Annotated in this window: 8 protein-coding genes; 4 read left to right on the plus strand and 4 right to left on the minus strand. The window is 35.1% G+C overall.

Annotated features, from left to right (window positions below):
- Positions 1-87: 87 nt before the first annotated feature.
- Complete coding sequence (locus DLD54_RS00775) at positions 88-1,005, plus strand: HNH endonuclease (protein ID WP_109917900.1); 918 nt, start codon at positions 88-90, stop codon at positions 1,003-1,005.
- Positions 1,006-1,052: 47 nt separating this feature from the next.
- Positions 1,053-2,993 (plus strand): BspA family leucine-rich repeat surface protein, encoded by a 1,941-nt coding sequence (locus DLD54_RS00780; protein ID WP_109917901.1) that lies wholly within the window; start codon positions 1,053-1,055, stop codon positions 2,991-2,993.
- A gap of 69 nt (positions 2,994-3,062) precedes the next feature.
- On the opposite strand, the gene DLD54_RS00785 is transcribed toward DLD54_RS00780, so the two are convergent.
- Entirely contained in the window at positions 3,063-4,586 is a 1,524-nt protein-coding gene (locus DLD54_RS00785) for an SLAP domain-containing protein (protein WP_109917902.1), read from the minus strand.
- A gap of 178 nt (positions 4,587-4,764) precedes the next feature.
- Between DLD54_RS00785 and DLD54_RS00790 the strand changes: the two genes are divergently transcribed.
- Complete coding sequence (locus tag DLD54_RS00790) at positions 4,765-6,606, plus strand: BspA family leucine-rich repeat surface protein (RefSeq protein ID WP_109917903.1); 1,842 nt, start codon at positions 4,765-4,767, stop codon at positions 6,604-6,606.
- A gap of 113 nt (positions 6,607-6,719) precedes the next feature.
- Here the strand turns inward: DLD54_RS00790 and DLD54_RS00795 are convergent, their stop codons facing one another.
- Together DLD54_RS00795 and DLD54_RS00800 are read right to left on the minus strand one after the other, a co-directional pair.
- Complete coding sequence (locus tag DLD54_RS00795; RefSeq protein WP_109917904.1) at positions 6,720-7,472, minus strand: hypothetical protein; 753 nt, start codon at positions 7,470-7,472, stop codon at positions 6,720-6,722.
- 202 nt (positions 7,473-7,674) lie between these two features.
- A complete protein-coding gene (locus DLD54_RS00800) occupies positions 7,675-9,198 on the minus strand; it encodes an SLAP domain-containing protein (protein ID WP_109917905.1) in 1,524 nt (507 codons plus the stop codon).
- 342 nt (positions 9,199-9,540) lie between these two features.
- Between DLD54_RS00800 and DLD54_RS00805 the strand changes: the two genes are divergently transcribed.
- Entirely contained in the window at positions 9,541-11,502 is a 1,962-nt protein-coding gene (locus tag DLD54_RS00805; RefSeq protein WP_158593305.1) for a P-loop NTPase fold protein, read from the plus strand.
- A 179-nt stretch (positions 11,503-11,681) separates the two neighbouring features.
- Here the strand turns inward: DLD54_RS00805 and DLD54_RS00810 are convergent, their stop codons facing one another.
- Positions 11,682-12,587, minus strand: a complete 906-nt coding sequence (locus tag DLD54_RS00810; protein WP_147442448.1) for a hypothetical protein — start codon at positions 12,585-12,587, stop codon at positions 11,682-11,684.
- Positions 12,588-12,620: the final 33 nt, after the last annotated feature.

A 12,620-nucleotide genomic window follows, 5' to 3' on the forward strand; every position in this document is an offset into this window, starting at 1 on the left:
AGCTTTCGTCCACCTTTTTTTATTACTCTAAATTGAGTAAAATTAAATTGAAGTAATTACTTTTTGCTTTAAGGAGAATACTTAAAAGTGAAGTTTCAATGCAGTGCGTGCGGTTTGCGCATGAATGCCAAACATTATAAACAAACAGGCTTACTTAACCCTAAATTAACCAGTATTTGCGATCTGTGTATCCAGAGAGGGGAAACGCCGGAGAATTTTGCCAATATTGCGGTAAAAGTCTTTGCACAATGCCTACTGTATACTTTTGTAGGAAAAGATGATGACTCAGAAAGCCCCGCGCTTTTAATTGCCAAAAATGACCTACGTAAGCGCTATGAGGCTTTTATTCAGGATTATGACGGCAATGAATTAGCTCAGCAGCAACTATCAGCACATGATTTTAACCAGGCAGTAATTGACAGCGAGACGGGTCAAACTGATTTTGTGCCCAGCAGCGAATTTACTTTTGCCGAAAATCTGAGTAAATTAGGATTAACAGTCGACTTTAAACTAAATGAAGTGGATTACATTGATCGTGAGCGTATTCGTGCTAAATACCATTATCGCTGCCAATATTGCGGTAGGCGCGGTCGTAGCGTCGATCACAAAGATCCGGTTTCGCTGTCACATAATAATGATTTTGACAACCTGATTTTATCCTGCACGGAATGCAATCGCATCAAGTCTAACATGCCGTATAAATTGTTTGTCAGTTTAAATAATGAAATCCCTGAAGTTAACCACAAACTCGTCAAATATGAAGACGCTCTTGCTACTTTGAAGGGTGAATTTGAGGAAAGACGGCGCGAATTAGCTGCTAAAATGCACCTAAAAGGCGTTGTTAATGATCCCGAACTTGACCAGATGCGTAAGCAAAACAAAAAACTGCAGGATGCAATTGATAGCTTGGAAAGCGATTATAACGACTTGCGTTCTTTACGCGAGCAGCACTTTATGACTGGCTGGAAACTAGCGCAAGTAAACACAAAAGAAGATATTATTTAACTTTTAAAAGGCTTACAATGAAGTTAAGGAAAAAGGGAGGTTAAAAAATGAAGTCAACTAAATTCAAGCAAAATATTTTAGCAAAATTGGGGATCAGTATGGCTGCCGCAGTCTTGGGCATGATGAGTGGCGCTAATCTGGTCCAGAATGTTTTGGCAGCTTCTGCTACACCTGCTGCTAACGATCAAACTGCAAAAACTACACCAACTGCAACCAGCACTGTCAATAATCAGCTAGGCTTTTGGACTGGCACAGATGGCAGTTGCACTTGGAAATATGATGTTCTTACCGATACTCTGACTATTAGCGGTACTAAGGGAGCACAACTGTCAAGTACGCCTTTTACTAAAGAATTCAAATGGGCTGGGAATATCGAACATATTGTTTTTGAAGATCCGATTCAAATGGCACCGGACTCAAAAGAAAAATTTGCTCAATTAAGTTCACTGCAAGATATCAAAGGCATAGACAAAGTTGATACCAGCAACGTAACTAATATGTCGAAGTTGTTTTCTGACGATTCGAACTTAACCAGTCTTGATGTCAGCCATTTTGATACTAGCCGGGTAACCGATATGAGTCAAATGTTTTTGGGTCTAAAAACGACCGAACTAGATGTTAGTCACTTTGATACCAAAAATGTAGTGAACATGAACGGCATGTTTGCATTCACAAAAGCCAAGCAGTTGGATCTGAAGAATTTTAATACATCTAAAGTAGCTGACATGGGAAGTATGTTTACCAATACGGTTGTTACAAAATTGGACCTAGACCACTTTGATACCAGTAATGTAACTAACATGGCCAACATGTTTGGGGAAGCTAAGGTCACACAACTTAATCTTAAAAACTTTAATACGCAAAATGTAACAGATATGAGTGGGATGTTCGCAAATGACAGCCTAACTAACTTAGACCTAAGTAATTTTGACACCCACAATGTTACTAAAATGAATGGTATGTTTGAAAAGCTTAAAAAAGTAACCAGTCTTGATTTAAGCAATTTTAATACCCAAAATGTGACCACAATGGCCTATATGTTTGCTGACGCGCCTGATTTAGTAAAGGTAAATACCACTGGCTGGGATACCCGCAACTTAACAGATACTCAGTATATGTTTAAAAATATGAATAGCCTAACTGATTTCGATTTGGGTAATTTGAACACCAGTAAAGTCAAAGATATGACTGGGATGTTTACCGGTTTTAATCATCTTGATCAACTGGACTTAAATAAATTAGACACACGCAATGTCATTTCCATGGTTGGTATGTTCGAAAATGTCTCTAATGTTAAGAAAATTGATGTCAGTCATTTTGATGTTCGCAAAGTTACGCGCACTTTCAATATGTTTAGAAAATGTACTGCTTTATCTGAAGTAAATTTGAAGGGTTGGAACCCAAAGAGTTTAACGGATATGGGCAACATGTTTAGGAATGATAAAAATTTAGTTAATGTCGATTTAGGTAAGCTGAACACCAAAAATGTTTCCAGTATGATTGACCTATTCAGAAATGACACCAAGTTGGAAACTGTAGACCTGCATGACTGGAACACGAGTAAAGTATATGCGACGGCTAGAATGTTCATGGATTGTCCTAATCTAACTTATGTCAACTTACACGGGTGGAAAATGCCCAAGTTAGAAGATTCAACGCAAATGTTTTATCACGATAAAAACCTGATCGGTGTGGATCTTAGTCATTTTAATATTCATAATAGTCAAATATTATTGGAGGCTGGCAATCCTAAAGGGTTTGCTGTAAAGCTGGGTCATTACCGTTTGCGTAAGAGTTCAGGAGTAGGTCAAGGATTTAAGCATATTCAGGCTGTAGGCAAAGGAACAATTAGAAATCCGAAAGGCAAAAAATATACTGCAAAGCAATTATTCAAGCTGTATAATCATTCTGCCAAAAAGAGCCCTAAAGAAACTTATGTCATGTATAATGGTAAAAAACCACAGCTGCCAAAATCATTTCATTTTTAATCTTTAGCAAAATAAAAGGATTAGTTCATTTCAGAACCAATCCTTTTTAATTTGGCTTTCCAGCAAACCTTAACTAAAATCTTCGAAGTACAAAGTGTCTATCTGGGTTTTAGTGGTTTCTAATAACCAGTTTGCTTGGTCTACTTGTGCCAAAGTTGCTTTTGTTGATCTTAAAACCACAGCTGCGTTAACTAAAGCATAGTCGTAACTAAGCAAAAGTCCAACATGGCGGCCACTGCCGTTACCAATTTGCTGCCCAGAATCAAAGGCTTTTTGTAGCTGTGCTTTATCACTGGCAGTGGCTATTTTTTGTTTCTGCTCCGTTTCTGCAGGTTTATTTAAAGGTGAAAGCTTAATACCGTCATAAAATTTTACGTCGCTGGCTTTGACGAAACTGTTAACGGAAATTATTTTTTCAGCGGTAGTTAAAGTGCTCCCAGCATTTTGAGAGTCTGACTTAGGACTGCTTAATTGTGTACCGTCATTATTGAGGAGGTCTTTTTTGTTAAAGCTGCTGCTTAAAAGATGGTAATACAATTCAGCCTTATTTGTTGCTGTATTCCAAATATAGAACAAGCCGTCAACATTGAAGATGGACAGCTCCGCAGCATTAAAGCTAACTCCAACAGGGTTGCCTGTGACATCATACAACTTAATGTTTGCAGGCTTCTTTGATTTCACATAACTGCAGACTTGAGCAAGATAATCAGAAGTTGGCAAATAGTTTCTTAAGCTGATGTAGCTTTCATATATGTACTCGTCAGGATGATCATGTAGACGGAAAATATAGCCTTCAAAGTCTTCTGCCCAAGGTTCAACAGCCAAATCAACTTTTATTTTCTGCCCCTTTTTTAAAACATGTTTTGTTGTCTTATTTTTGATAGTTTGAGTTGCTGTCTTTTTTAAGACCGTGGCAGTTGTAACCCCATTGTAAGTTAGAGGATAACCATCTAAGCTTGCCACATTATAGGCTTTGACATAGCGGTTTTTACCAATGGCATAATAATTTTTCCCTTTAATTTTTGTAAGAGGAAGGTAGAAAAAGTGCTCGTCGTTATCTGATTTAAAGTATTTACTATAATAGTATTTCGGCTTTGACTTAACTTGTTTAACTTTGCCCTGATACTTAACAATAGCGCGCTTAGGTAAAGTATAACCACTCTTGTTACCGGCTTTAGTATATACAGCTGATTTCTGTAATAAAACCAATTTGCCCTTTTTGCTGTTCTTACCATTGACTTCTTTAATATCCGCCATACTAATGTAGCAACCATCACCAATATTATAGAATTTTTGTCCATTAATTATTTTGGTGCCGTAATATTGCATAACATCTGCATTAAATCCTGGAATGTACTTATAGCCATTGGCATCATCTTCAGCATAAGGCAGATATTTGTTCTTGTTTTTAATTTTATGACCATATTTATTATAAAGATGGGCATCATAGATTAACGTGATTTTACCCTTTGCGGTCTTTTTACTGCTTTTGGTAGCTGCAACTGTCTGTATTTGATTGCAATTTGCTAAAAAAGGTGTGACGACCAATGCCAAAGCCGTAATCGCCAAACAGATTTTTTTGGTAAGTTTCATGATTTACCTCCTTACTAATCCTTTCTACTAAATTTATTATAACCTAATATAGGGGGTAGTAATACATGTCTTACAGTAAAAGAATAAAGGCTGACAAAGTTTAACTTAAGTTTTAAATTATTAATTAGTTTTAAGTAAAATACCCGTATAATTAGGGTAAGAGAAAAGAGGTGTCAAGATGAAATTACCCAATTTAATCAAGTTAAAAAAGACAGGTGCAGGCTTGGCAGCAATGGCATTAGGTTTAGTCGTAACGTTGCACACCAATTTAAATGTGGCTGCCGCAACAGAACCTCCTACTGTTGTCCCAATTAGTGCGACAGGTTTGCCATCTGATGCCGGTCTGTGGACTAGCACTGATGGTGGCTGCACATGGAAATATGACATTATTACCAGAACCCTGCGGATTAGTGGCGCGCAAAAGAATAGTCAATTATCAAGTACACCGTTTTTAAAACAGTTTAAATGGTCTGGTAATATTGAGCATATTGCGTTTGAAACACCGGTTCAAATGGCTCCGAACTCGGCAGAAAAGTTTTCCGATCTTGAGCATTTAGAGGACATTACGGGCCTCGACAAAGTTGATACTAGTCAAGTGACAAATATGGCTTTGCTTTTTACTAATGACCAAGCCCTAACTAAAGCTGATGTGAGTCACTTTGATACCAGCCAAGTGACTAGTATGGAACGAATGTTTGACAGCACAGCACTGACAGAAGTAGATTTGAGCAGTTTTAATACCAGCAAAGTCACTAATATGGGTGGTATGTTTAGAAACAGTGCGATGAAACGTCTTAATCTGAGTAGTTTTGATACTAGCCAAGTGACCAATATGGCAGATATGTTTGCGGATAGCGATGTGGCAGAACTTAATTTGGCTAATTTTAATACCGGTAATGTCACTAACATGTCTGGTATGTTTGCTGGAGTAAAAGTTCCTGAACTAAATCTGAAGCACTTTAACACCAGAAAAGTTACTAATATGTCCGATATGTTTTCCAGTACCCCAAATCTGTCAAGTCTTGATCTGAGTAGTTTTGCTACCAGCCAAGTGACAAATATGGCTGAAATGTTTTCGGGCAGTAAGGTTATTCACTTAAACTTGGCTAATTGGGACACCAAAAAAGTCACCAGTATGAAAAATATGTTTCAAGGGTGTTCTAACTTAACTAAACTTGACTTAAGTGGCTTTAATACTGGTAATGTTACAGATATGGCGGGGATGTTTGCAAAATTCGCTCATTTGGATCAGCTAAATTTCAGTCACTTTGATACGAGTAAAGTTGAAGATATGAGAGAAATGTTCGCAGACAATCCAGCTGTTACTAGTTTAGATTTAAGTAGTTTTGATACCAGCAACGTTACTAATATGATCTCGCTGTTTTCTGGAGACAGCTCTTTGACCAAACTCAATTTAACGGGCTGGAACACCAAGAACGTACGCTGGATGAATTATATGTTCAGTGGTGACAGCAGTCTAAAAGACATTGACTTGAGACACTTTAATACTGCCAAAGTTACTGATATGCTTAGGATGTTTAAGGGTGCAAAAAGTCTTGAGCAGCTTGACCTGCATACTTGGGATACACGCCAAGTTACTAGGGTCAGCGAAATGTTTATGAACTGTGATAATCTTGTTTTTGTTGATCTGCATGGCTGGCGGTTACCAAAAGTATACGATTCAACGGAAATGTTTACTAATGATCAGAAGCTCGCTGGAGTTGATTTAAGTCATTTTAATATCCATAATAGTCAGGTTTTGAAAAATGCTGGCAATCCCAAAGGCTTTGTTGTCAAGCTTGGGCATTACCGCTTACGTAAGAGTTCGGGAGTAGGCAAAGGCTTTAAACATATCCAAGCAGTAGGTAAAGGCACAATTAGAAAGCCGAAAGGCAAAAAATATACGGAAAAACAATTGCTCAAACTGTATAATCATTCGGCTAAAAAGAGTCCTAAAGAAACTTATGTTATGTATAATGGCAAAAGACCACAGTTGCCTAAAGGGTTCAAACTTAAATAGATAAGACAAAAAAGGCTAGTTCGTTTTAAGTACGAATTAGCTTTTTCTAGTACATCTTTATTATTGTCCATATTGTTACCTCCATTATATTCAATTAATAGAAGTAAATATGGTTATTTTAATTTACCTTCGTCAATAAGTTTATCATCACGTTTTTGAAGTTTCTTATTATGTGCTTCGTATCCTTTATCAGATAAGTCTTTATTAAACTTAAAACCACGTTTCTTTAAATCTTTAATATCATTTTGAACTTTCTTTTTATAATCACTTGGATATTTACGATAATATTTATAATCTATTATATAGTCATCATATAATGTACTATCAATCCAACCACCATGATCTTCTGATGGTTGTTTCTTAGGAGGATTTACAGGTTTTGGCTTAAGATCTCCAGAAGGTTTAGTAGTAGGAACATCTTTCTTAATTTGTCTCTTTAACCATTTAATTTCTGCATTAAGATATTTCTTGAAAGTCTTGGCATACTTAGTCTTATAATTTTTAAAATGCTTCAAGGTCTTCTTGTAAAGGGCTAATTTTTTAGTCTTATTCGTTAACTTCTGCCCCTTCTTGACGTTCTTATTGAAATAATTATTTGCTTTCTGGTGGCGTTTTGACCAGGTCTTCTTAGTCTTGTGGATGTTGGTCTTAGGCTCGGGATCATTATCTTCAATAGGTTGCGAAATTGGTTCAGCTACAGGGGTTTCAGTTTTATCTGTTGCACTTGTGTCTGGATTATTGGTATTAGTATTTGTTTGATTAGTTGCAGCTACATCTGCTAAAACAGCTGAAGTTTGACTAATAATTGGCGCTAAAACGGTAATACCCGCAACAGCTGCAACAATAATATTTTTATGTAATTTCACTTTGGTTTACTCCTTTAAATTTGATTTTAATAGCCTTTATCACTAAGCTTATCACTACTTTTTGTCAGTTCATAGTTATTTTTTAATAACTAATAAATCGGCATTAAACTGATAGTCTCGTTTTTGCCAGGCTCTACATATTGTCTATTATATTTGCTTGGACTATTTTTGTAAAACTAATATTGCTCTGACCAGTAGCCATTTAATCACCGGGAGGGGTAGACATAGTTGTCAGCTGCTTTTTAGCGGTTTTAACATACCAGACAGCCTCATCTACCTGTGTGACAGTTGCCTTATCAGACCTTAACATAGCAGAAGCGTTTCTTAAGGCACAATCATAATTAGACATAAGATCATGATAAGCGCTATTTTGTGCTAGATCTTTTCCTTCATTAAAAAGTGTGAGCAGTTCCTGTTTGTCAGCTCCTGTCGCAATTTTTTGCCCATTTTCAGCCTGCACAATTGTATTCAGTGCTTTTAGCTTTAACCCGCTGACGTATTTCACATCGTTCACCTTAATAAAGTTATTGCCATAGATTAGTGCTTGCTTTTTTGCAGGGTAAGTTGGCTCTGAATTTGGCACCGGGTTTGGTTGGTTGGCATCAATCACACTAGCGTCACTGTAATTTAAACAATGATAAAACAGTTCCGCCTTGTTTTCCTCGGGTACCCAGAGATACATTAAGCCGTCAACTGTCAAATTACTGTATTGCGGCTTTATGATGCGTTTACCAATTGTCTTGCCAGATGTGTCATAAAGTTCAACGCTGTTATCTGTCACTGGCGTAACGTAAGTATAAACTAAGTCGCGATAGTCAATGATAGGCAAATTCTTTTTCAATTTAACATCGTCTTCATCAACATATTCATCCGGATAGTCGTGCAGTCTGTAAAGATAACCCTCAAAGCCATCATTTTGGTAAGGAATAACAGTTAAATCAAGTTTAATCTTCTGTCCTTTTTTCAGTTTACGTTTAACGGCAGAATAATTTACCGTTATGCTGGCGGTGTTCTTAAGAACAGTCGCTGACGAAACACCGTTGTAGCGAGCAATGTGACCGTTAATATAGCCGACGTTAGCTGCTTTAATGTAACTGTTATGTCCTAAGGAGTAAAAATATTTTCCTTTTATTTTGTGGGCAGGTACGTATTTGGGCTGGAAGTACCTTGCGACATCCTTAAGGTAGTAAAAATATTTGGGTGTTTTAGTAGCAGTCTTAGCTTTTCCTTGGTACTTAACAATTGTATTAGTTCTTAGTTTCTTTCCCGTTGTTTTGCCAGTCTTGGTGTAAATCAGTGCATCGTGTTTGATAGTCAATTTGCCTTGTGTGATATTGCGCCCATTGACTTTTAAAACATTAGCACTATTAATGTAATAGTTATGCCCCAAGTGGTAAAATTTTTGTCCGTTAATTTTTTTAGTGCCGTAGTAGGGATAACTGGTTCTACTGTCATCATCATAAACTATCATTTCTGTAGTCAAATAGCCCTTGGGATCAGCGCTAAAGCCGTTAGGAATGTTATAGCTATGTGTACCCCGATTTTGCTTCAATTTTATTTTATGGCCTGACGGGTTGTAAACATAATCGCTCTCAAGCAGCGTGACTTTTCCTTTGGCTTTCTGAGCAGCTTCTACTGTTTGGGAGTTAGCGGTATATGGCAAAAATAGAGTGGTGGATAGGGCCAGGGCTGTTAAGCCAATGCCAACTTTCTTGAAAAAATTCATATTATGACCTCACAAAAAATCGCTTAAGTTAATATCATTGTACCCTAAACTGATATTTAAAATTGTTTTATTATATAAATTGTTAGAACTTTTGTCTGGTTTGTAATATTTTTGCGAGAATAAACTGTGATTTTCTAAACTATTTTAAGTGTAAAACAGCATATAATGAACTTAAAAAGTAGGTCTTAGTTTGAAGTGAGTCTTAATATCATTATATTTTGCCAGCAAAATAATTTTAAGATTTATTAGTCCAGTTTTTATTTTGCATTAAACTTTATAAATTTTAGACTAAAAAATGTTATTGGGATCATTAGTAAAATGAAATTTATAGTGAGGGGTAGCATGGATCAAGATTGGAAAATAGATAAAATTGACACTACTAAGGTTGCCGAGGCTTTTGCAAAGGAGCTTAGAGAAGAGCAACCTAAAACTTTTTTTCTTAATGGTACTTGGGGAAGCGGAAAAACCGAGTACTTGAAAGAAGTTGAGAATGTAAGTAATAACAATTTTAAATTTGTTTATTTGGAATTATGGAAACCTAAAAATAAAGCTTCACTTGCTCAAAATATATTCGAAGCCATTCATCCAAGATTCTATTGGCTAAAGATAATTCTATATATTGCACTGCTCTTTATAACAGTTGTAGCTAGTACATACTTATCAACAATTACTATTATTCAAAGGCAACTTAGTAATCATGAAAAAAGTTGGTTAGTAGTTGTAGCGTGCTTAATCACAACTTTAATTACATATTATCAAAATAAATTTTTTGATATGGATAGGTTATTATTGTGGATAGATAAAAGAAACTTGCAACGTAAAAAGCACCCCAGGATTTTGATAGTTGATGATTTTGACAGACTACATAAGGATGTGCAAAATGAACTTTACTTGTTTTTTAACCAACTTAACGGAAAAACAAGAATCATTTTTGTAGGTGATTTTGATAAAATAAGTAAAAATGAAGATAACTATTTAAGTAAGATAATTGATCGTCAAATCGGATTACCTGTGCAATTACAATCAGTTAATATAGCAAATAAAATCGAAAACAAAATTAGGCAAGAATTAGAAAAAATAAATGATCCCAACGCTAAATACACTACCTATCAAAATACTAGGGATTTTAGTTTTTCTGATATAAAGAAATTATTTATTAGTGAAAAAAGGACAGCAAGAAATGCAAATCAATATTTAAGTTATGTTCAGAATCAGTTGATTTTCAGGTCAAAGCTAGATAGAGTCGATTTAGGTCAAGAATTATTTATTATTTATTTATATTTGTTTCATAAAAGCAATTATAATAAATTACAAAATGGTTATAAACCAGAGGTGAATGATCAGGATAATATTCAAGTTAACAAAAGTGATATTGAGCAATTAATGGATCAAGTTCTTAGCTCGAGAGAGTTAACCATAATAAAATATCTTGAAAAACCAGATTCTTATTTTGTTGATGACTTAGCAACAAGTCATAGCATAGCAGACCTAGAGAATATATTAGAAAATAAAGAGAAGTTAAAGACTATTTTTTATAAAGAAAATGAAGAAAATGTCGCTGAACTTAAAAAATATCTTTACAACAAAGCTGGACTAAATATAATACATGAAAAAGAATATTTGTTTATGGCAGAAGTAGCTATTGAAGTAGTGGGATCTTCAGAATATGAAATGCCAAATAGCTTAATCAGATTTGTATTACAAAAATATGCTAGTCAGCTTTATAATAAAAGAAAAACAAAGATAAACAGCAAATTGTCAGAGCAAGAAAAATTAAAATATAAAGCAAGTGCTGATGAATATGTTATTTCTAAATTTGAAAAGATTTTTAATAAGGTTCAAAAAGAAGCAGATCATGTAGTTACTAATGGTAAAAAACTTCATATCTATAGAGAATTGGTAGATTTATTTAATTTAAAGCAGTTTTCATATGATGATTATGCGCAAAAATATTTTAAACAATTAATAATAAATTCGGAAAAAGAGAAAGATTTTGGAAGAAAACCGTATGATGCAGAAACATTGCTTTATGTACTAAACTTTAATTATATTCATATAAATTTTTCTAAATTTTATACAAAAGTTTCACCTAGGATTGAATCTCAAGTAAAAATTATTGAAAATCTATGTGATACTGAATATATATACTTTTGGAATATTTATTTGATGAACCCGCGCGAATTTCTTCCTGTTGTGTCAGATAGTAACTTATTAGGTGTTGATCAACTGCGCTTTTCATATAGAGGAGAAACCTATGCTGATCACGTACTTACTCGATGTAGAGCCATTTCCGCTAAGTCTTAACTAAATTGTTAACATAAAAAAGTTAATAGGCTGATAGATAGTAAGGATTTTATGAATATTAGTTTAGTTATAAACTGCAATTTTCAAATTAGACAGTAAATTTAAGCAATAAAAAAGGAGTTAGTTCACTTGTATTTGATAGACTAACTCCTTTTTAATTTAACTTCATTGCGCAAAATTTAAAGTGCTAATTGAGTTCTAATTGGTTCAAGTAGCCACAGTGCCTGCCTTACCTGAGCAATTGTTGCTTTAGGTGATTTTAGAACGGAAGAAGCAATCAACAAAGCATTATTATAATTCTTTACTGCACTTTCATCATGACCTTTAACATTCTGGGCATTCTTTTTTGCCTCAAATTTTCTTTGCAATTCTTGCTTATCCTTATCTGTTGCTACTTTCTGATCGTTCTCGGCATCCTTAGGAGAATTAAGAGGGACTAATTTATTTCCTCCGGCATAAGTGACATCACTGACTTTGATAAAGCTGTTACTATAGTGGATCTTGTCTTCTGTCGTTTCAATTGGTTTGTTGGTGTTTTTATCAATCTCTGCATCTTTAAGGTCGGTGCCATCGTTATTAACAAAATAACTTCTGTCCTGTTTGTAGGGTACGTAGTGATAAAACAGTTCGGCTTTGTTTTCGCTAGGTACCCATAAGTAATAAAGACCATCAGTGGTTAGCGGGGTTTGATTACGGTTCCTGTAACTGACACCTGTTGGGGTACCGTCAAGACTATAGAATTTAGTATCTGCTGTAGTCTGAGGCTTTACAAAAGTGAATGTAAGCTCACTATAACTTGATGTTGGCAAATAGTTTCTCAATTTAATGTAACTTTGAGCAACATATTCGTTAGGATAATCGTGCAGGCGATAGATATAGCCTTCAAAGTCTTCTGCCCAAGGCTCAACCGCCAAATCAACTTTAATTTTTTGACCCTTTTTTAGAACGTGCTTAGTAGAATCATTGGTTAATGTTTGAGTTGTCGTCTTTTTGAGAACAGTGGCATAGGTAACGCCATTATACATAAGAGGATATCCATCTATACTATCAACGTTATTTGCTCTAATATAACGATTCTTTCCCATTGCATAGCAGTCTTTACCATTACTGTTTCTGCC

It is taken from the genome of Lactobacillus helsingborgensis, assembly GCF_003173695.1.
GTDB lineage: Bacteria > Bacillota > Bacilli > Lactobacillales > Lactobacillaceae > Lactobacillus > Lactobacillus helsingborgensis.